Origin of the sequence: Mesorhizobium sp. BR1-1-4 (assembly GCF_020165375.1) — a bacterium.
Classification (GTDB): domain Bacteria; phylum Pseudomonadota; class Alphaproteobacteria; order Rhizobiales; family Rhizobiaceae; genus Mesorhizobium; species Mesorhizobium australicum.
This window is the reverse complement of record NZ_JAIUIB010000004.1, coordinates 428726-447806: the sequence shown is the minus strand read 5'-3', so window position 1 is coordinate 447806 and position 19081 is coordinate 428726. Positions and strand designations below refer to the sequence as shown.

Below are 19081 nucleotides of genomic sequence, written 5' to 3'. Positions count from 1 at the left end.
CTCTTTCCTCGTTAACGTCGGCAGTTTCAGCCGGAAACCGCCGCAAAGGCAAAGAAAAACCGCCCGGATCGGCCGGGCGGTCGATTGGGCCAGAAAGCGGCCGGATCAGGTGTTCTTGATCTGCTCGATCGCCTGCGCCATCATTTCGTCCATGGTGCGGCGGATCTGGTGATCGGACTGCTCGACGCCGGCGGCATCGAAATCCTTGCGGATCTTGCGGAACACGTCGTGGTCGCCGGCTTCCTCGATGTCGGAAACAACGACTTCCTTGGCGTAGGCGTCGGCATCGGCGCCGGACTTTCCGAGCTTTTCGGCTGCCCACAGACCAAGCGCCTTGTTGCGCCGCGCCGAAGCCTTGAACCGAAGCTCCTCGTCGAAAGCGAATTTGCGCTCGAAGCCCTCTTCGCGGTCTTTCATGCTGCTCATGGCGTCCCTCCGGTCAAATCCGATTCGTTGGCAATGGATATGTGTGTTGCCGAAGCACAAACCAAAAGGTCGCGGGCCGGTCAATATGCTTCGTCATATGCTGCGCTGCGGCATTTCAGTCCCGAAAGCGGTTGATTGAAAGGATTTGCCGATTGAGCAAACGGTGTGATTGGGATAGACCCGGCATTGAACGTCACCGTCGCCGCATTATTTCAGGCGGACGGACAGGAAGTGGTCGCTTGCCGCCTGTCCGCAAATCCAGAGAAAAATTCAAATGAAAAATCGCCGCCGCATTTATGAAGGCAAGGCCAAGATCCTCTATGAGGGACCCGAGCCGGGCACGCTGATCCAGTTCTTCAAGGACGACGCAACCGCGTTCAACAAGAAGAAGCACGAGGTCATCGACGGCAAGGGTGTGCTCAACAACCGCATTTCCGAATACATCTTCAATCATTTGAACCGCATGGGCATCCCGACCCACTTCATCCGCCGACTCAACATGCGCGAGCAGCTGATCAAGGAAGTCGAGATCATCCCGCTCGAGGTGGTGGTGCGCAATGTCGCCGCCGGTTCGCTGTCCAAGCGCCTCGGCATCGAGGAAGGCACCGTCCTGCCGCGCTCGATCATCGAATTCTATTACAAGGCCGACGCACTCGACGATCCGATGGTTTCGGAAGAGCACATCACGGCGTTCGGCTGGGCAAGCCCGCAGGAAATCGACGACGTCATGGCGCTGGCCATCCGCGTCAACGATTTCCTCTCCGGCCTGTTCATGGGGGTCGGCATCCAGCTCGTCGACTTCAAGATCGAGTGCGGTCGCCTGTTCGAGGGCGACATGATGCGCATCGTCGTGGCCGACGAGATTTCGCCGGACTCCTGCCGCCTGTGGGACGTGGCGACGCAGGACAAGCTCGATAAGGACCGTTTCCGTCGCGACATGGGCGGCCTCGTCGAGGCCTATCAGGAAGTCGCCCGCCGCCTCGGCATCATGAACGAGAACGAGCCGCCGCGTCCTACCGGTCCGGTGCTTGTCGCCTCGACCGACGGCCTCAAAGGCAAGCCGCACTGATAGCGGCTTGCGCCCAACGTTCAGAACAGGAGCATGTCCAGCGTGATCAAGGCCCGCATTACCGTCACCCTCAAGAATGGTGTGCTCGACCCGCAAGGCAAGGCGATCGAACACGCGCTGTCGGGGCTGGGCTTCGATGGCGTCGGCCAAGTGCGGCAGGGCAAGGTGTTCGACGTCGAGCTGGCGGAAAGCGACAAGGGCAAGGCCGAGGCCGATCTCAAGGCCATGTGCGACAAGCTGCTGGCGAACACTGTAATTGAGAATTATAGTGTGACGCTTACCTGAAGTTGTGCCGGAGGGGACTGGTGGCCGAGAGCGATGGGAGCTTGAATTTTGAGGTCCTCAAGTCCATTCAATCGCGGTTGGACAGGATGGATTTGATGCTCGGAGAGGTAAAATCCGAGCTTGGCTCCATCCGCGGTCATCTGATAGCCACGGAGAGTGACGTGAAGAACATCTATGGCGTGCTCGCTCGCCAGGATGATCGGCTAGAACATATCGAACGCCGTCTCGACCCGCGCGAACTTGCCGAAGCACAAAGGCCTTACGAACCAAAATGAAATCAGCCGTCGTCCTTCTCCCTGGCCTCAACCGCGACCGCGACATGATCGCCGCGCTGACCAAGATTTCCGGACGCGCGCCGGCAACCGTCTGGCAGACCGACACCGAAATTCCCGATGTCGACCTGATCGCCATCCCAGGCGGCTTTTCCTTCGGCGACTATCTGCGCTGCGGCGCGATCGCGGCACGCATGCCGGTCATGCGGGCGGTCGCCGAAAAGGCTGCCAAGGGCGTCATGGTCATCGGCGTTTGCAACGGTTTCCAGATCCTCGTCGAGGCCGGTCTGCTGCCAGGTGCGCTGATGCGCAACACCTCGCTGAAATTCGTCTGCCGGCAGGTCAAGCTCGAGATCGCCAACGCCAACACCATGTTCACGCGTCGCTACCAGCCGGGCCAGATCATCCGCTCGCCGGTGGCGCATCACGACGGGAATTACTTTGCCGACGCCGACACACTTGCCCGTCTCGAGGGCGAAGGCCAGGTGGTGTTCCGTTATGCCGAAGGCACCAACCCGAACGGCTCGATCAACGACATTGCCGGCATCGTCAACGAACAAGGCAATGTGCTCGGCTTGATGCCGCATCCCGAGAATCTGATAGAAGCAGCGCATGGCGGCAATGACGGCAGAGCGCTGTTCGAAGGCGCCTTGGGCATTGCCGCTTGAAGTTTGCAACCGCAACCTTAAGAATTGCGGCCATTCAAGATCATAGCGTGAGGGAGAGACGGTCATGAAACTCTATTCGCGGCCGTTGTCGCCCTACTCTTCGATCGTGCGGGCGCTGGCCTATATCAAGGACGTGCCGATCAAGATCATCGCGCCGCCGCCCGGCTTTCCGATCCCCGAGGCGTTTCGCGCCATTTCGCCGATGAACCGGATTCCGGTTCTGATCACCGGCTCGGGCGAAACGATCGTCGAATCGGTGGTCATCGCCGAATATCTCGAGGAACGGTTTCCCGAACCGGCGCTGTTGCCGCCCGATTCGAAGGACCGCGCGCTGGTGCGCATGTTCGCCCGCATCGTCGATCTCGACGTGCTCACACCGACGATGAAGCTTTTCGAATTGCATTTCGTGCCGAAGCGCGACACTGCCGAGATCGACGCCCAATTCGCTCGTCTGCACCATGGGCTGGCCGCCATCGAGGCACGCATGGCGCAAGGCCCTTTCGCGCTCGGCAGCGACATCAGTTTCGCCGATGCCTGGCTGACGCCGACGCGGTTCATCTTCAACAATTTCCGCGCCATGACCGGCCGCCACGACCTGCTCGACGCCTATCCCAGATTCGATGCTTATGAGCAGATCGCCTCGCAGCATCCGGCATTGTCCAGGGTGTGGGGCGAGATGACCGACGGCCTGAAGATCTTTCTGTCCGAACTCGAAATGGGTGCCGCTTGATCAAGAACAGGACGATCGCCCTGATCGCCGCGTCAGGCTTTGCCTTGGCATCTTGCCAATCGAGCCCCAAGAGCACGCCCGTGCCGTCCGGCAAGAGCGCCGCGCTGCTCTCCATGGAACAGGTGGCGATATCGGCCCACAAATGCTGGATCGCCAGCAAGGATCCGGCCTTCAAGCAGTATCAGATGGCCAATGAGCTGAACTCGTTCAGCGGCACGCCGCGCTTCCTTCTGGTTCCGGCCAAGCACTATGGCGGCAAACCGTTGCTTGTCGTGCAGGCACAGGGCAATTCAAGCCGTGTCGACGTCTTCGGACCGTTGATGAACGACCCGCTCGGCGCACGCATCAGCTCTGATGTCGCGCGCTGGCAGGCGGGCAATCCGGCCTGCGCGGCCACCGCCTGAGCCTGCCATGGGCCGGTTCCTGCAGATCGCGGGATTGGTTGTTGGCCTGATAGCGCTCGCTTTGCAGTTCTCGATCACCATTCCGGCTTCGATGGTAGCGGGCCGCGGCCTGCTCGGCTCGATCGTGTTCTATTTCAGCTTCTTCACCATCCTGACCAACATTGGCGCCGTGCTGGTCCACGCTTCGCTGTTGTCATCCAGCTTCTATGCATGGCTGCCGGCCTTTGCCGGACCACGGATGCGCGCGGGCGTCGCGGCTTCGATCACCCTGGTGTTCATCGTCTATGCCACGGTTCTGGCGCGGCTCTGGCAGCCGCAAGGCCTGTTCCTGCTCTGCGACATCCTGCTGCACTATGTGACGCCGGTGCTGTTCGTGCTGTGGTGGCTGATATCGGGCGCCGATGGCAGGACGCGATGGAGCGACATCTCCTGCTGGGTGCTCTATCCCATCGCCTATCTGGCCTATGCGCTGGCGCGCGCGCCGCTGGCGGGCGAAGTGCCCTACCCCTTCCTCGATGTCGCCAGGAACGGCGTTGAGAGCGTCGCCATGGCCGCGCTCGCCATAACCACGCTTTTCCTGGTGATATGCATCGTCGCCGTTTTCGTCGACCACGCTATCGGGCGCCTCGGGAGCAAAGGCATCCGATAGACGGGTCGCTATTCCCAGAGCGGCTTGATGCCTTCGCGGTGAGCGTCGCAGCGCGAAATGCCGATGTCCTTGAGTTGATCGTCGGTCATCTCCAGCAGCGCCAGCCGGCCGCGCCGGCGCTCCAGCAGGCGGTCGATCCATTTCGCCAGCGAACTGAGCACTTGCACAATTCGGCCGGCGAAGCCGCGCTGCCCGGACGGGCGAGCAGGCTGACCGAGCAATTGGATTGCCGAATGGCGGAATGTTCCGATTGTATTCATTTTCTTTCTGCCAAATGTCAATTGCACCCTCTGTTGGGTGCATTGCCGGTATGTATTTGACTCTCAAAACGGTGCAATATAGAAAATTGTCACCATGACAAATTGGATTCCAGATCTCACCGGTTCAGGCCCGCTGTATCAACGTCTCGCGGATTCCATCGAGGCGGATATCGATCGAGGAGTGATCGGCGCGGGGGCAAAACTGCCGCCACAGCGCGACCTCGCCTACGACATCGGCGCCACGGTCGGCACCGTCGGGCGGGCCTATCAATTGCTGCGCGAGCGCGGTCTGGTCAGCGGCGAAGTCGGACGCGGGACCTATGTGCTTAGCCAGAACGTCGGAGTTACGAAGCCGGAGGCGCCCGACACCAGCGTGGAAGGCACGCGCTATGTCGATGCCCCCAAGGGCAAGTTGCGGTTCGACAGCACGGCAGCCCCTGATATCGGCCAAGGCGCCGTTGTAGCCGACGTCCTGTCGCGCACCGCTCAGGACCATCCGCATGAGATTTCAAGTTACACGCGCGACTTCCCGGATCGCTGGTACGAAGCCGGCGCCCGTTGGCTGTCCCGGAATGCCTTCCGGCCAACGATCGATACAATCGTGCCGACCCTCGGCACCCATGCCGCGGTGATGGCCGCGATCGCGGCCCTGACCACGCCCGGCGACTATGTCGCCTTCGAGCACCTCACCTACTCCCAGATTTCCCGCAGCGCCGGCCTGATCGGCCGGCGCACCGCGCTGGTTGCCTCGGACGATGAAGGTCTCGATCCGGCGGATTTCGAACGCGTCTGCGCGCAAAAGCACCCCAAGATGATCTTCCTGATACCGACGGCGCAGAATCCGACCTTGGTGACCTTGTCGTCGGCTCGACGCGAGGCGATCGCGCGTATCGCCCGTGATTACAACGTCATCCTGATCGAGGATGACCTCTACGGCCATTTGACCGACGACCCGACACCGCTGCTTGCCGAATTCGCGCCCGAACGCACCATCATCGCCGGCGGCCTGTCGAAATCGGTCGCCGCCGGCCTGCGTGGCGGCTGGCTCTCCTGCCCGCCCGTCTATCGCCATCGCATCCGGGTCGCGCACAAGATGATGACCGGCGGCATGCCATTCTTGCTGGCAGAGGTGAATGCCCGGCTGGTGCTTTCCGGCCAGGCCGGCGAAATCCGCAAGCGCAGCATCGCGGAGATCAGCGCCCGCATGTCCATAGTGCGCGAAAGTTTGGCGGGCTTCTCATTCAGATCGCACGACAAGGTGCCGTTCGTCTGGCTCACCCTGCCCGATCCCTGGCTTTCCGGCACGTTCAAGAATGCCTGCCTGGAGCATGGCGTGCTGATCGACGATGAGGATGAATTCAAGGCGGGGCGCTCGGAGCGGGTTTTCCATGGGGTGCGCTTCGGTGTTTCGCAGCCGAGCGGGCGCGAGGATGTTGCCGGCGGCGTCGCGGTGATCAGGCGGCTGCTGGACGAGGGCCGCGCGGGCTACGACAGTTTTTCCTGAACCGTTCGCGGCCACCCGCCCTGCTGCCTCGAGACGTCGACTTGCGACACTGGACTTGTCAGAACCAGACCCGGATCAACCTTCGGCCTTGAAGTTCTTGGCTTCCTTCTCGGCTTTTTCCTTGCCGTGCTTCTCAGCCAATTCCTTGGCCTGCCGCGGCGAAACGTCGGTGGTCTCCGCGATATGGAGAGCTTCCTTGTCCGAGAGGCGATTGTCGTTCTTGCCTTGCTTGGTAGCCATGATTCTGTCTCCTCGGTGATAGGGACCTAACGACCGGGGCATCGGAGCGTTCCCCATTTTGGTTTGCGGGGACTTGAAAGCTGGGTGGACGCCTTTCGCTGCTCACCAAAAGGCCTGCCGCGATCTATCGCCCTGTTGCTTTCTGCCTTTTTCCTCAGCCGACGGGTGTATCGACCGCAAGGCTTGCGATAAGAGGAGACTCAAAATCCCTGCTCCATGGACATAAATCGCCGCCCATGACCACTTCCAATTCCGTCCCGATCACATCAGACCTCATCGCCTCGCATGGGCTGAAGCCCGATGAGTATCAGCGCATATTGGACCTGGTCGGTCGCGAGCCGAGCTTCACCGAACTCGGCATCTTCTCGGCGATGTGGAACGAGCACTGCTCCTACAAATCCTCGAAGAAATGGCTGCGCACCTTGCCGACCACCGGCCCGCAAGTCGTCCAGGGCCCGGGCGAGAATGCCGGCGTGGTCGACATCGGTGACGGCGACTGCGTCGTCTTCAAGATGGAAAGCCACAACCATCCCTCCTTCATCGAGCCCTACCAGGGTGCGGCGACGGGCGTCGGCGGCATCTTGCGCGACGTCTTCACCATGGGCGCGCGGCCGATCGCGGCGATGAACGCGCTGCGCTTCGGCGCGCCCGACCATCCCAAGACCAGGCATCTGGTCGCGGGCGTGGTTTCCGGCGTCGGCGGCTACGGCAATGCCTTCGGCGTGCCGACGGTCGGCGGCGAGGTCAATTTCGACGCCCGCTACAACGGCAACATCCTGGTCAATGCCTTTGCCGCGGGCCTTGCCAAGACCGATGCCATCTTCCTGTCCGAGGCTAAGGGCGTCGGCCTGCCGGTCGTCTATCTGGGCGCCAAGACCGGCCGCGACGGCGTCGGCGGCGCCACCATGGCCTCGGCCGAATTCGACGACAAGATCGACGAGAAGCGCCCGACCGTGCAGGTCGGCGATCCCTTCACCGAAAAATGCCTGCTGGAGGCCTCTCTCGAACTGATGGCTTCGGGCGCCGTGATCGCCATCCAGGACATGGGTGCTGCCGGCCTCACCTGTTCGGCGGTCGAAATGGGCGCCAAGGGCGACCTCGGCATCGAACTCGACCTCGACAAGGTGCCGGTGCGCGAGGAGCGCATGAGCGCCTACGAGATGATGCTGTCGGAAAGCCAGGAGCGCATGCTGATGGTGCTGCGCCCTGAAAAAGAGAAGGAGGCCGAGGCGATCTTTCACAAATGGGGCCTCGACTTCGCCATCGTCGGCAAGACCACCGACGATCTGCGCTTCCGCGTGCGGCACCAGGGGAACGAGGTCGCCAACCTGCCGATCAAGGATCTCGGTGACAAGGCTCCCGAATACGATCGCCCTTGGGTCGAGCCGAAGAAGCCGGCGCCGCTTGCCGCCAACGATATCCCGCAGGCCGACCTCGCCGATGCGCTGCTGAAGCTGCTTGGCGGACCGGACCTGTCTTCGCGCCGCTGGGTGTGGGAACAGTACGACACGCTGATCCAGGGCAATTCGCTGCAGCTTCCGGGCGGTGACGCCGGCGTGGTGCGGGTCGAGGGCCATCCGACCAAGGCGCTGGCCTTCTCCTCCGACGTGACGCCGCGCTATTGCGAAGCCGACCCCTACGAGGGCGGCAAGCAGGCGGTGGCCGAATGCTGGCGCAACCTGACCGCCACCGGCGCGCTGCCGCTCGCCGCCACCGACAATCTCAATTTCGGCAATCCCGAACGGCCTGAGATCATGGGCCAGTTGGTTGGCGCGGTGAAAGGCATCGGCGACGCCTGCCGGGCGCTTGGTTTCCCGATCGTGTCGGGCAATGTCTCGCTCTACAACGAGACCAACGGCCAGGGCATCCTGCCGACACCGACCATCGGCGGCGTCGGCCTGATATCAGACTGGTCGAAGATGGCGCGGATCGGTTTCGCCGCGGAGGGCCAGATGATCCTGCTGGTCGGCGCACCGGCTTCCTGGGGAACGCATCTTGGCCAGTCCGTCTATTTCAGGGATATCCACGGCCGCAGCGACGGCCCGCCGCCGCCGGTCGACCTCGAACACGAGAAGCGCGTCGGCGACCACGTACGCTCGTTGATCGCTGCCGGCATCGTCACGGCCGCGCATGACGTCTCAGATGGCGGCATTGCGGTGGCGCTGGCCGAAATGGCGATGGCGTCGGGCATCGGCGCGACCGTTCCCGGGCTTGTCGGTACCGATCCGATCCCGGTCTGGTTCGGCGAAGACCAGGGCCGCTATCTCCTGACGCTGTCGATCGATCCGCATGGCGATGAATGGGACGCCATCCGCAAGCAGCAGGGCGAACTCGGCATTTTCGCGCCGTGGATCGGCTCGACCGGGGGCACCGCGTTGAAGCTCGGCGATACCAGGGCAATCCCGGTCAGTGACTTGACCGCAGCCCATGAAGGCTGGTTCCCGCGCTTCATGGATCAGGCCAGTTGACCAGGGCATGATCCCGAAAGGTGGAAACCGGTTTTCTCGGACAAAGGGAAAACCGTTTTGTCCAGAGATCCTGCTCAATCATAAGAAACTGGCCGTCCGGGCGCTGCTTGCAGTCGTCTTCTGGCCGTCGCTGTTCTTCTTCTGGTGCCTCGGGCCGTTCGCCTTCTTCCTGCTCTCGACGACATCGAGCGAGGTTTGTCCCAGGCTGGAAACGCGCGGAGAATTCCTCGCCGCGGCCAACGGCACGCTTCCCATGCTTGTCCTGCAGAACCTCATCTATGCGGTTCCGATCGTCTGCGTGGTGCTCTGGAACCGGCTTCTGCCGGACCAGGCGCGGACGAGACACGTCGTCACCTGCATGAAGCTCTTCGCCGTCTCGGCCGTTTTGGGGGCCTTGTGGGAGTACGGCTCTTCGCTTGTCTGCGATGGTTACGGCCAGCCGTTCTTCTCGCCCGCCTGGCGAATGACCAGCTATCTGCCGATCGCCAACATGGCGGTCAACCTCCCGCTCTACGTGCTGGTCTTCAGCCTTGGCCGCGCCTTCTCGATGCGCGAGGATGAGCCGGCGCAGGGGCCGGGTGAACCCATCGCCTGAACACCAACAGAACGGACACTGGACAGAACCGCTTCAATCCGGATTGGAAAGGCTTTAGGCTTGCCCGACTCTCATCACATGGGCCGCCGCGCCGCCGCCCTTCCGAAACAGGAATTTCCGCAATGGCAATGGACGCCCACGACATCGAAAAACTGATCAAGGACGGCATACCGGATGCCCGTGTGACGATTCGCGACCTCGCCGGTGACGGCGACCACTACGCCGCTGAGGTCGTGGCCGAGAGCTTTCGCGGAAAAAGCCGGGTCCAGCAGCATCAGATGGTCTATGACGCGCTGAAGGGCAATATGGGCGGCGTGCTGCACGCGCTGGCGCTGCAGACCAGCGTTCCCGACTGAGGCATTCCACCCGACACGCTTGGCCCAAAGCCGCCCATTCTTTGCGCCATTCGGGTGATGGCATGGCTAAAGTCTTGTTTCGGGCAACCTATGGGTTTATTTGAGGGACATGTTTCGAGCCTGACTCCCACAGGCGTGAAAGGATATTCCATGAGCGGCATCAACGACTACATCGACAATGAAGTGAAGGGCAACGACGTCGTCCTTTTCATGAAGGGCACGCCCGGCTTCCCGCAATGCGGATTTTCCGGCCAGGTCGTCCAGATCCTCGACTATATCGGCGCCGACTACAAAGGCGTGAACGTTCTGGACTCCGCCGAACTGCGCCAGGGCATCAAGGACTATTCCAACTGGCCGACGATCCCGCAGCTCTACGTCAAGGGCGAATTCGTCGGCGGCTGCGATATCATCCGCGAAATGTTCCAGGCCGGCGAATTGCAGACCTTTCTGGTCGAGAAGGGCGTGAGCGTCAAAGGCGCCGCTTGACTTCAGTTTTGGGCGTGTCGGTATCGACATGCCCAAGCCACCGGGGCGGCCCCACCTCGGCACTTTTACAAGCCCGGATCCCGGGACCAAGACGAGCCAAATGCGCCGGCCCGCCGGCGCGTTTTCGTTTGAGAGATCGGACTTGCCGTGGACCAGCAGAAATCAGCGCCGCAAGGGGCAAGCACCTCGCCTCGGGCAAGCCAATTGCCGATTCCGCGCTGGGAGTTCATCGCGCTCTGCGCGGCGCTGATGGCGCTCAATTCGCTGGCCATCGACATCATGCTGCCGGCGCTGCAGCAGATCGGTGCCTCGCTCGGGGTCGAGAACGAAAATCATCGGCAATATGTGGTCACCGCCTACATACTGGGTTTCGGCGGCGGCCAACTGTTCTTCGGGCCGATCTCGGACCGGTTCGGGCGCCGATCGCCGCTCGTCGCCGGCCTGATCATCTATGTGGCGGCGGCCGCCGCGGCCGCTATCGCGCCGAGCTTTGAAACGCTCTTGATATGCCGCGCCGTGCAAGGCCTTGGCGCGGCTGCCACGCGCGTCATAGCGGTCTCGATCGTGCGCGATACATTCGACGGCCGGCGTATGGCCGAAGTCATGTCACTGATCTTCATGGTGTTCATGGCGATCCCGGTCGTGGCTCCAGGCATCGGCCAGTTCATCATGCTGTTCGCGACCTGGCATTGGATATTCGTCACGATGGCCGTCGGAGCCATGATCGTCTCGGCGTGGTCGCTGCTGCGCCTGCCCGAGACGCTGCATCCCGAATATCGCCGGCCACTGACGGTTTCATCCATCCTCGGCGGCTTCCGCATCGTGCTCACCAATCGCATCGCGCTCTGCTATGCCTTCGCCAGCACCTTCATCTTCGGCGCCATGTTCGGCTTCATCGCCTCGGCGCAGCAGATCTACGTCAACATCTTCGACGTCGGCGAGATGTTTCCCGTCATTTTCGCCGGTGTCGCGGGCGTACTCGCCTTCTCCAACTATCTGAACTCGCGCCTCGTCGGCCGCGTCGGCATGCGCCGCCTGTCTCAAAGCGCGCTGTTGCTGTTTCTGGTGATCAGCCTGGCCTGGCTGGTGGTTTCACTGGAAACGAAGATGCCGCTCTGGCTGTTCATCACCTTCTTTGCCAGTGCCATGCTGCCGTTTGGCTGTCTTGGAGCCAATTTCAATGCGTTGGCCATGGAGCCGCTTGGCCAGCTGGCCGGCACGGCGTCGTCCATCCTGGGTTTCATGCAGACTTTTCTCGGCGGCATTCTCGGCACGCTGATCGGTCAGGCTTTCAACGGCACGGTGACGCCGCTAGCCGCCGGTTTCTGCAGCGTCTCGGTGGCCGCGCTGCTGATGATCCTGTTTGCGGAACGCGGCAAGATGTTCCAGCCGCAGAACGCCCCCGTTTCAGGCCACGTCACCGACCTGCATTGATTGTCGTCTGCTGGTGGCGTCAGGATGCGCGTTCAAGCGCCGCCGTGAAGCGAGGAGAGAGCATCCGCCCCGCGATCGCTCCGCCCATGCCATTTGGAAAGGGCAATGGAAGAGCGTCGTCGAGCGCCTTGAGGATGGACGCCACGAAGGCTCGGCTGAGCCGCGGATCGACCCCCAGATCGGAATAGGTGGCGCGAGGCGTCCCGATCAGCGTCCCGTTGCGACGAAGCGAGAACTGGATGGTCAAGGACATGCCCGCGGTTCCGGGTGGCGGCTTCCAGCAGGCATAGATAGCGTCCGACATCTCCTTGATGGTGTCGATAGGATCGGGACTGTGACAGGGGCGTTCTTGCGCGATTGCCGCGTTCGCAAACGGCACCACGGCAAGAACCGCCGCAAAAATTGCGAACCGAGGTTTCATCCGAGAGCCTCCGCCAAAACGCCCGACTCGATCATACAACGGTTCAAGCCACAGGAATTGGTCCTATTCCGCCCACGGCTCGCGGCGCACTTCCTGCCAGCTGTCCTGGTCCGGCGCGACAAGCAGGCCGCCATCGACATGCGAAGGCAGATAGGCGCTGCCGTCGATCCGAGCGGCATGGCCGCCGGCCTCCTGATGGATCAGCACGCCGGGCAGATGATCCCAGGGCATCAGCTTGTTGTAGACGACAAAATGCGCATGCCCGCTCGCCAGCAGGCGATATTCGTGAGCAGCGCAGCGATAGGCGAACTGCGACAGTGCCTTGGTCTGATTGCGCGCCAGGCGTGAGCGCTCCGGTTCATCGAGATATTGCCAGGACACCGCGCCGGTCATCTGCGAGATCGGCACGGGCGCCGCCACATGCACTTTCTCCAGGCTGCCATGGGCATGCCTGATATGACTGCCGGCACCCCTGGCGGCGATGAGCCAGTCCTTGCCCACCGGATCATGGATGATGCCCGCGACCGTCTCCCCCCTGACCACGACCGCCAGCATGACGCCGAACAGCGGCACGCCGGACGCGAAATTGAAGGTGCCGTCCACCGGGTCGACGGTGAACGCCAGTTCGGCATCGCCCAAGCCGTCGAGCAACGCCGGATTTTCGGAGCAGGCTTCCTCGCCCACCACCATGGCCGAGGGATAGCGATCGCGCAGCCTGGCGGTGATCAGCCGCTCGGCGTTGACATCGGCCTCCGTCACCAGGTCGGCGGCGGAAGTCTTCTGCCTGATGTCGCCGTCGCCCAGTCGGCGAAAGCGCGGCATGATTTCGGCTTGGGCTGCCTCGGCCAGAATGCCGGCCAGCCAGTCGATCGCGGTGTCGTCAAATGTCATCGGAAATGTCTTGCCTGATCGCGAGGGTTTCATTGAGGGCGGCGAAATCGAACAGCTTTCGGTCGAGCAAATGCGACGGCCTGGTGTTGGACAGAGCGCGAATCATGGTGTCCTTGCGGCCGGGCATGCGCTTTTCGATGTCCTCGAGCATCGCTTTCATGGCGTTGCGCTGCAGCCCTTCCTGGCTGCCGCAGAGATCGCAAGGGATGATCGGGAACCGCATCGCGGCAGCGAATTTCTCCAGATCGATTTCGGCACAGTAGCTCAGCGGCCGCAACACCATTACATCGCCTTCGTCGTTGAGCAGTTTCGGCGGCATGGCGGCAAGCCGCCCGCCGTGGAACAGGTTCATGAAGAAGGTTTCGAGGATGTCCTCGCGATGATGGCCGAGGACCAGGGCCGAGCAGCCTTCCTCGCGCGCGATCCTGTAGAGATGGCCGCGCCGCAGCCGCGAGCAGAGCGAGCAATAGGTGCTGCCTTCAGGGAGCTTGTCGGTCACGACCGAATAGGTGTCCCGGTATTCGATACGGTGCGCTATGCCGTTGGTGTAGAGATAGTCGGGCAGGATATGCTTGGGGAAATTCGGCTGGCCCTGGTCGAGATTGCAGGCCAGCAACTCGACTGGCAGCATCCCGCGCCATTTGAGATCAAGCAACATGGCCAGCAGACCGTAGGAATCCTTGCCGCCCGACAGCGCGACCAGCCAGCGCTCGCCCGGCTTCACCATCGAAAAATCCTCGATCGCCTGGCGGGTCAGCCGCAGCAGTCGCTTGCGCAGCTTGTTGAACTCGACCGACGACGGCACATCGGCGAACAGCGGGTGAGAGCCGCCTTCGGCGGCCGGTTCGAGTGTTTCGATGTCTGGCTGCATGTTCATGGCGCGACGGCCCCGGATGTGACTTCCGCCCGGCTTAGCGCATTGTCTGGAAAATCGAAATTGATTTTAGCGACACGCCGCAAAGCGGGTGCCCGAAACAAAAAGGCCGCCTCGAGGGCGGCCTTTCCGGTATCGCAAAAAAAGCGTTCGCTTAGCGCGAGTAGAATTCGACGACCAGGTTCGGTTCCATCTGCACGGCGAACGGAACGTCCGCCAGGCCCGGGATGCGCGAGAAGGTCGCGGTCATCTTGTTGTGATCGGCTTCGATGTAGTCGGGCACGTCGCGCTCGGCGAGGCCAACCGATTCCAGGACGATCACCAGCTGCTTCGACTTTTCGCGCACTTCGACGACATCGCCCGGCTTGCAGCGATACGAGCCGATGTTGACGCGCTTGCCGTTGACGTTGACGTGGCCGTGGTTGACGAACTGACGGGCGGCGAAAATGGTCGGCACGAACTTGGAGCGGTAGACAACCGCGTCGAGACGCGATTCGAGCAGGCCGATCAGGTTCTCCGAGGTGTCGCCCTTGCGGCGATCGGCCTCTTCATAGACCTTGCGGAACTGCTTTTCCGACACGTCGCCGTAGTGGCCCTTCAGCTTCTGCTTGGCACGGAGCTGCAGGCCGAAGTCGGAAAGCTTGCCCTTGCGGCGCTGGCCATGCTGGCCGGGGCCGTATTCACGCTTGTTAACCGGGGACTTGGGGCGGCCCCAGATATTTTCGCCGAGACGGCGGTCGATCTTGTATTTCGCGGCTTCGCGCTTGCTCATCGCATTCCCTTTCAAAAACAACACACCCGGCACCTCTTGGTCCGGGTGAAGGAAACGCGCCCTCCTCTGGCCTCCGTTTTCGAGACCTGACAGGGTTTTCCCACGCAACGCGGCGGAAAACCCACGGGACACGTCAGTTCAAACAAGATCGGAAACGATTGTCGTGACAGATCTTGCGTATGCAAAACAAACACCGGACATCGCTGCCCGGCGTTGGCGGCTGGTTAAACCGAGATTTAACCGGTGTCAAGCTTGTGAGTGGCGCGGCGCAACGCAACCGTATAGCGTCCAAGGCGTTGATGCGATGCCGATGTGGCGGGAGGTTTGCGCCAGCGGCACCAGGAAGGGACTGGAGCTAGAGGAGCTTAATTGCATGAAGAAGTTTTTCCTTACCCTGGCAGGGGCCGCGGTGCTTGCCGGGTCGATGGCGGTGGCCCCTGAGCCGGCCATGGCGCGTCATTGGCACGGCCACAAGCAGGTCTGCCGCGTCATCGTGAAGAAGCGAGTGGTGTGGCGGCATGGCCATCGCAGGGTGATCGTCGAGAGAGTACGGCGCTGCCGCTGGTAAGGCTGTTCAACGCCACAATTCCCGGGCCAGCGAACGTCGCTGGCCCTTTTTCATTCCAAGGTAGTCTGGCTCGAGCGCTCAATCCTTAGGATTTTTTCTCCGGCAATCCCTTGCGCTTCGTCTCGGCGAATTCCTCGAGCTGCTTTTCATTCATCGATTCATACATGCCCTTGGACGCGCCCTTGAGTTCGCTTTTCTTGGTCTCGCCGCGTTTGGCGGAGAGTGCGGCGCCGGCGGCTTTCTGCTGGGCTTTAGAAGTGGCTGGCATGGCGGGTCTCCTTTGCTGTCAGGAGAAACGCCACGCTTCGGCGCCGGTTCCAGCGCCAGTGGCGCGGCTCCCGGTCCGCCTGGTGCCAACCCTTGGCCGCGCTCGGCGATTTTCGTCGGCAGCCTTCCCGTGTCCGGAACCCCAGTGTAGGACGGCTGAATGAAATCCCTGACCGATCCCTCACAGGCTCTCTCCGCGGGACTGGCGAAAATCCGCGCCGAATTCCACGTGCCGGACGGATTTCCGGCCAATGTGCTTGCCGCGGCGGAGGCGGCGGCCAAACGTGTGCCCAACCAGCATGCCGATCGAACTGAAATGCCGTTCGTCACGCTCGATCCGGCTGCTTCCACCGATCTCGATCAGGCGTTCTCGATCGAGGCGAGCGGTGGCGATCTTCTGCTGCATTACGCCATCGCCGACGTGGCCTGGTTCGTCGAGGACGGCGACGCGATCGATCGCGAAGCCTGGACGCGGGGCGAGACGCTTTACTTGCCGGACGGCAAGGCCGGGCTCTATCCGCCGGTAATTGCCGAGGGTGGGGCGAGCCTGTTGCCGGATGGACCCCGTCCAGCTGCTATCTTCACGGTTCGGGTTGCGCAGGACGGCGCGACGAAGTTGGACGGCGCGGAGCGGGCAATCATTCAAAGCCGCGCGAAGCTCGCCTATGACAGCGTGAAGGCCTCCGATGTCCCGGCCGGCTTCGCCGAAATGGCGCGGCGCATGGCGGCGAATGAGCGGCGCCGTGGGGCTTCCCGCGTCGACCCACCCGAGCAGGAGGTGGAAAGGCTTGCCGACGGCACATTCCGGCTTTCGTTCAGGCCGCTTCTGCAATCCGAGCAGGACAACGCCGCGCTTTCGCTGGCCGCCAACATGGCGATCGCCGATGCCATGCTTGCGCATCATACCGGCCTTTTTCGGGTGATGTCGGGGCCGGATGCCTTCAAGGTTCAAAGGCTGCGCAACGCGGCACAGGCTCTCGGACTGTCCTGGCCGGCCTCGACCAGCTTGCGGGACTATCAGCGAACCCTCGATCCGACCGATCCGCATCAGGCGGCGCTGATGCTGGAAATCCGCCATGCAAGCCCCGGCGCATCCTATCAACCGTATCAGGACGGCGTTGTCCCATGGCATGAGGCGATGGCCGCGACCTATGCCCATGCAACGGCGCCACTGAGGCGCCTTGCTGATCGCTATGTCGTGCGCTGTGCGCTGGCTATCGCCAACGGCCAGCCCGTGCCCCAGGCTGTTACCGACGCGTTTGCCAGGTTGCCGAAGGCGATGGGACGCGCGGATAGCCGCGCTTCGCAGATCAACCACGCGGCCATCGACCTTGCCGAGGCGGTAATGCTGGAGGGGCGCGAGGGCGAGACGTTCAAAGCCGTCGTCACCGACTTCGTCGACCATGGCGTGCGCATTCAGCTTGCCGACATGGCTGTCGTTGCCACCGTGAAGGCCTCGGGGCTCAGACAGGGTGATGGTCTGACGCTTAGGCTAGTCCTGGCCGATCCGGATCAACGCAGCATCGTCTTCGAACCTGTTTGAGTGGCGGGCGGCTTTGCCGCTGTCCAAGTGAACGGTCAGCCCGAACCCCTGCATCAGGCAGCTGACGGCGAAGTCCGCCTTGCCCGAGGTGAAGACCGCGATATCAGGCTCGGCTTGCGGCAGCGCCCCATTGATCGGCGGCAGCAGCGAAAGGGCGCGCCGTGCGATCGCCTCGGCCGGATCGATCCAGTCGACCGGCCAGGGAGCGGTCTTGCGCATGCGATTGACCAGAAAGGGATAGTGCGTGCAGGCCAGCACGACGATGTCGGTGCGCATGCCGTCGCGCTCGATGAAGCATGGCTCGATCTCGGCGCGCACGGCCTCTTCGTCGACGAAGCCCTGGCGCATATAGGCTTCGGACAGGCCAGCCAGCCTGTCGCTGCCGACCAGGCGGACATGGCATTTCTGCGCCCATTTGCTGATCAGGTCGCGCGTGTACTGGCGCTTCACCGTGCCCGGCGTCGCCAGCACCGAGACCAGCCCGGAGCGCGTGCGCTCGGCCGCCGGCTTGACCGCCGGCACCGTGCCGACGAAGGGATGGCCGGGAAATCTTTCGCGCAGCGCGTCGATCACCAGTGTCGAGGCGGTGTTGCAGGCGATAACCGAGATGGCCGGCGCGAAGCGGTCGAGCAGTTTGGCGAACAGTCCGAGTATATGCTCCCTTAGGGCCGGCTCCTCCCAGGCGCCAAAAGGAAAAGCCGCATCGTCGGCGACATAGATGAAGCGTCGGTCCGACATCAGGACGCGTGCCTCGCGCAACACGGTCAGACCGCCGACGCCGGAATCGAACATCAGGATCGGCTGGTCAGTCATTGTCGGTTCCCCTGCCGCCGAGCAGTGGCGTGTCCGTGTCGTCGCCGCTACCGTCCGGCGCCCGACCAGTCGCCTCCGCCTTGCGGGCGCGCGCCGCCGCCGCGGGCAAACGCCTCGGGTCATCGCCAGGTGACCCATCGCCGCGCGGCATCGCCGGCGAGAACCGGTCAAGCGAAGAGATGATGCCGCGCAGCACCTTGAGCTCCGGTTCGGCAAAGCCTGCCCGCGTCAGCACGGCGCGGAGGTTGTCGACCATTTTCGGCTTCTTCGGCGCCGGCCTGAAATAGCCGCGCGCCTCGAGCGCGCCTTCGAGATAGGTGAACAGGCTGTGCAATTCTTCCTTGCTTGCAGGCTTCATCTCCGGCCCCGAAAAATTGGTCTTGGTCTCATCCTCCAGGCCCGACTTCATCCACTCGTAGGACATCAGCAAGGCCGCCTGGGCGATGTTGAGCGAGGAGAAATCAGGATCGACCGGGAAAGTGACGATCTCGTCGGCGAGGCCAACCTCGTCATTGTAGAGGCCGAAGCGCTCGCGACCGAACAGGATGCCGGTGCGTTGCCCCATTGCGTGACGGGCGCGCAGCATCCTGCCCGCCTCCACCGGTCCGCGCACGGATTTGAAGCCGTCGCGCTGCCTTGCGGTGGTGGCGAAGACGAAGTTCAGGTCGGCAAGTGCCGAGGCCAGATCGTCGAAAACCTTGACGGCATCGATGACGTGGTCGGCACGGCTGGCGGCGGCACGCGCCTTCTCGCTCGGCCAGCCATCGCGCGGATTGACCAGACGCAGCTCCGACAGCCCGAAATTGGCCATCGCGCGGGCGACCATGCCGATATTCTCGCCGAGTTGCGGCTCGACAAGGATGATCGCCGGGCCGGCGGCTGCGGTGCTATCGGGGTCTTTGGTAATGGGCATGATTGTCAATGAACTGCTGTTTGCGGCATTTCAGCGTCCCCTGCCATATTCGGCCGCGAAAATGAAGCATTCGCAAATGACGGCGCCGTGGGCTCACATTCGTGACCGATCGCCGTTTGCGTGGCCAAAAGCGCTTTGATATACGGGCGGCATCCCCGGCCGACGCCACGCGG

Annotated in this window: 25 protein-coding genes; 15 read left to right on the top strand and 10 right to left on the bottom strand. The window is 62.5% G+C overall.

The features are described 5' to 3' along the window. Positions 1-105: 105 nt before the first annotated feature. Positions 106-426 (bottom strand): DUF1476 domain-containing protein, encoded by a 321-nt coding sequence (locus LB571_RS11390; protein ID WP_015318134.1) that lies wholly within the window; start codon positions 424-426, stop codon positions 106-108. A gap of 274 nt (positions 427-700) precedes the next feature. Between LB571_RS11390 and purC the strand changes: the two genes are divergently transcribed. The 7 genes from purC to LB571_RS11355 all read left to right on the top strand — a co-directional run bounded on the left by purC (position 701) and on the right by LB571_RS11355 (position 4503). Then, positions 701-1495 (top strand): phosphoribosylaminoimidazolesuccinocarboxamide synthase, encoded by a 795-nt coding sequence (gene purC, locus LB571_RS11385; RefSeq protein ID WP_013532127.1) that lies wholly within the window; start codon positions 701-703, stop codon positions 1493-1495. 42 nt (positions 1496-1537) lie between these two features. Further along, the gene (gene purS, locus LB571_RS11380; protein ID WP_224594639.1) at positions 1538-1780 is read left to right on the top strand and encodes a phosphoribosylformylglycinamidine synthase subunit PurS; all 243 of its coding nucleotides are present in this window, start codon (positions 1538-1540) and stop codon (positions 1778-1780) included. A 20-nt stretch (positions 1781-1800) separates the two neighbouring features. Next, positions 1801-2055: a hypothetical protein gene (locus LB571_RS11375; protein ID WP_224594511.1), complete on the top strand. Its 255-nt coding sequence runs from the start codon at positions 1801-1803 to the stop codon at positions 2053-2055. Beyond that, positions 2052-2720, top strand: a complete 669-nt coding sequence (gene purQ / locus LB571_RS11370) for a phosphoribosylformylglycinamidine synthase subunit PurQ (RefSeq protein WP_224594505.1) — start codon at positions 2052-2054, stop codon at positions 2718-2720. Before LB571_RS11375 ends, purQ begins: the two co-directional genes overlap by 4 nt. A 64-nt stretch (positions 2721-2784) precedes the next feature. Further along, positions 2785-3450, top strand: coding sequence for a glutathione S-transferase family protein (locus LB571_RS11365; RefSeq protein WP_140717438.1), 666 nt, complete (start codon positions 2785-2787; stop codon positions 3448-3450). After that, positions 3447-3854 carry a hypothetical protein gene (locus LB571_RS11360; RefSeq protein ID WP_140787529.1) on the top strand — a complete coding sequence of 136 codons (408 nt, stop codon included), beginning with the start codon at positions 3447-3449 and terminating at the stop codon, positions 3852-3854. Before LB571_RS11365 ends, LB571_RS11360 begins: the two co-directional genes overlap by 4 nt. Positions 3855-3861: 7 nt before the next feature. After that, positions 3862-4503, top strand: coding sequence for a Pr6Pr family membrane protein (locus LB571_RS11355; protein WP_224594502.1), 642 nt, complete (start codon positions 3862-3864; stop codon positions 4501-4503). Positions 4504-4511: 8 nt separating this feature from the next. Here LB571_RS11355 and LB571_RS11350 read toward each other — a convergent pair whose 3' ends face one another. After that, a complete protein-coding gene (locus LB571_RS11350; protein WP_224594500.1) occupies positions 4512-4763 on the bottom strand; it encodes a DUF1127 domain-containing protein in 252 nt (83 codons plus the stop codon). 94 nt (positions 4764-4857) lie between these two features. On the opposite strand from LB571_RS11350, the gene LB571_RS11345 reads away from it, so the two are divergent. After that, positions 4858-6267, top strand: coding sequence for a PLP-dependent aminotransferase family protein (locus LB571_RS11345; RefSeq protein ID WP_224594498.1), 1410 nt, complete (start codon positions 4858-4860; stop codon positions 6265-6267). A 75-nt stretch (positions 6268-6342) separates the two neighbouring features. Here the strand turns inward: LB571_RS11345 and LB571_RS11340 are convergent, their stop codons facing one another. Then, on the bottom strand, positions 6343-6507 hold the full coding sequence (locus tag LB571_RS11340; RefSeq protein WP_015318143.1) for a hypothetical protein: 165 nt from the start codon (positions 6505-6507) through the stop codon (positions 6343-6345). 236 nt (positions 6508-6743) lie between these two features. Here LB571_RS11340 and purL point away from each other — a divergent pair, with 236 nt between their 5' ends. From purL to LB571_RS11315, 5 genes are all read left to right on the top strand, one after another. Continuing rightward, the gene (purL, locus tag LB571_RS11335) at positions 6744-8975 is read left to right on the top strand and encodes a phosphoribosylformylglycinamidine synthase subunit PurL (protein WP_224594496.1); all 2232 of its coding nucleotides are present in this window, start codon (positions 6744-6746) and stop codon (positions 8973-8975) included. Positions 8976-8982: 7 nt separating this feature from the next. Further along, the gene (locus LB571_RS11330; RefSeq protein ID WP_224594494.1) at positions 8983-9570 is read left to right on the top strand and encodes a hypothetical protein; all 588 of its coding nucleotides are present in this window, start codon (positions 8983-8985) and stop codon (positions 9568-9570) included. Between the two features lie 122 nt (positions 9571-9692). Then, a complete protein-coding gene (locus LB571_RS11325) occupies positions 9693-9926 on the top strand; it encodes a BolA/IbaG family iron-sulfur metabolism protein (RefSeq protein WP_015318146.1) in 234 nt (77 codons plus the stop codon). A 150-nt stretch (positions 9927-10076) separates the two neighbouring features. Continuing rightward, the gene (gene grxD, locus LB571_RS11320; RefSeq protein ID WP_013895877.1) at positions 10077-10412 is read left to right on the top strand and encodes a Grx4 family monothiol glutaredoxin; all 336 of its coding nucleotides are present in this window, start codon (positions 10077-10079) and stop codon (positions 10410-10412) included. A gap of 204 nt (positions 10413-10616) precedes the next feature. Continuing rightward, positions 10617-11846, top strand: coding sequence for a multidrug effflux MFS transporter (locus tag LB571_RS11315; RefSeq protein WP_263484967.1), 1230 nt, complete (start codon positions 10617-10619; stop codon positions 11844-11846). 19 nt (positions 11847-11865) lie between these two features. On the opposite strand, the gene LB571_RS11310 is transcribed toward LB571_RS11315, so the two are convergent. From LB571_RS11310 to rpsD, 4 genes are all read right to left on the bottom strand, one after another. Then, entirely contained in the window at positions 11866-12267 is a 402-nt protein-coding gene (locus LB571_RS11310; RefSeq protein ID WP_224594493.1) for a TonB C-terminal domain-containing protein, read from the bottom strand. A gap of 63 nt (positions 12268-12330) precedes the next feature. Next, on the bottom strand, positions 12331-13158 hold the full coding sequence (locus LB571_RS11305; RefSeq protein ID WP_224594492.1) for an inositol monophosphatase family protein: 828 nt from the start codon (positions 13156-13158) through the stop codon (positions 12331-12333). Further along, positions 13148-14035 carry a tRNA 2-thiocytidine(32) synthetase TtcA gene (gene ttcA / locus LB571_RS11300; RefSeq protein WP_224594491.1) on the bottom strand — a complete coding sequence of 296 codons (888 nt, stop codon included), beginning with the start codon at positions 14033-14035 and terminating at the stop codon, positions 13148-13150. Before ttcA ends, LB571_RS11305 begins: the two co-directional genes overlap by 11 nt. A 151-nt stretch (positions 14036-14186) precedes the next feature. After that, the gene (gene rpsD, locus LB571_RS11295) at positions 14187-14804 is read right to left on the bottom strand and encodes a 30S ribosomal protein S4 (RefSeq protein ID WP_224594483.1); all 618 of its coding nucleotides are present in this window, start codon (positions 14802-14804) and stop codon (positions 14187-14189) included. Positions 14805-15177: 373 nt separating this feature from the next. Here rpsD and LB571_RS11290 point away from each other — a divergent pair, with 373 nt between their 5' ends. Continuing rightward, on the top strand, positions 15178-15372 hold the full coding sequence (locus LB571_RS11290) for a hypothetical protein (protein ID WP_023773183.1): 195 nt from the start codon (positions 15178-15180) through the stop codon (positions 15370-15372). A gap of 85 nt (positions 15373-15457) precedes the next feature. Here LB571_RS11290 and LB571_RS11285 read toward each other — a convergent pair whose 3' ends face one another. Continuing rightward, positions 15458-15640, bottom strand: a complete 183-nt coding sequence (locus LB571_RS11285; protein WP_015318153.1) for a DUF3008 family protein — start codon at positions 15638-15640, stop codon at positions 15458-15460. 159 nt (positions 15641-15799) lie between these two features. Here LB571_RS11285 and LB571_RS11280 point away from each other — a divergent pair, with 159 nt between their 5' ends. Continuing rightward, positions 15800-17182 (top strand): RNB domain-containing ribonuclease, encoded by a 1383-nt coding sequence (locus LB571_RS11280; protein WP_224594470.1) that lies wholly within the window; start codon positions 15800-15802, stop codon positions 17180-17182. On the opposite strand, the gene murI is transcribed toward LB571_RS11280, so the two are convergent. Together murI and LB571_RS11270 are read right to left on the bottom strand one after the other, a co-directional pair. Continuing rightward, a complete protein-coding gene (murI, locus tag LB571_RS11275) occupies positions 17132-17995 on the bottom strand; it encodes a glutamate racemase (RefSeq protein ID WP_224594466.1) in 864 nt (287 codons plus the stop codon). The two genes, LB571_RS11280 and murI, sit on opposite strands and share 51 nt — an antisense overlap. Beyond that, complete coding sequence (locus tag LB571_RS11270; protein WP_224594463.1) at positions 17988-18908, bottom strand: RNA methyltransferase; 921 nt, start codon at positions 18906-18908, stop codon at positions 17988-17990. The genes murI and LB571_RS11270 overlap by 8 nt, the downstream gene beginning before the upstream one ends. Between the last annotated feature and the right edge of the window lie 173 nt (positions 18909-19081).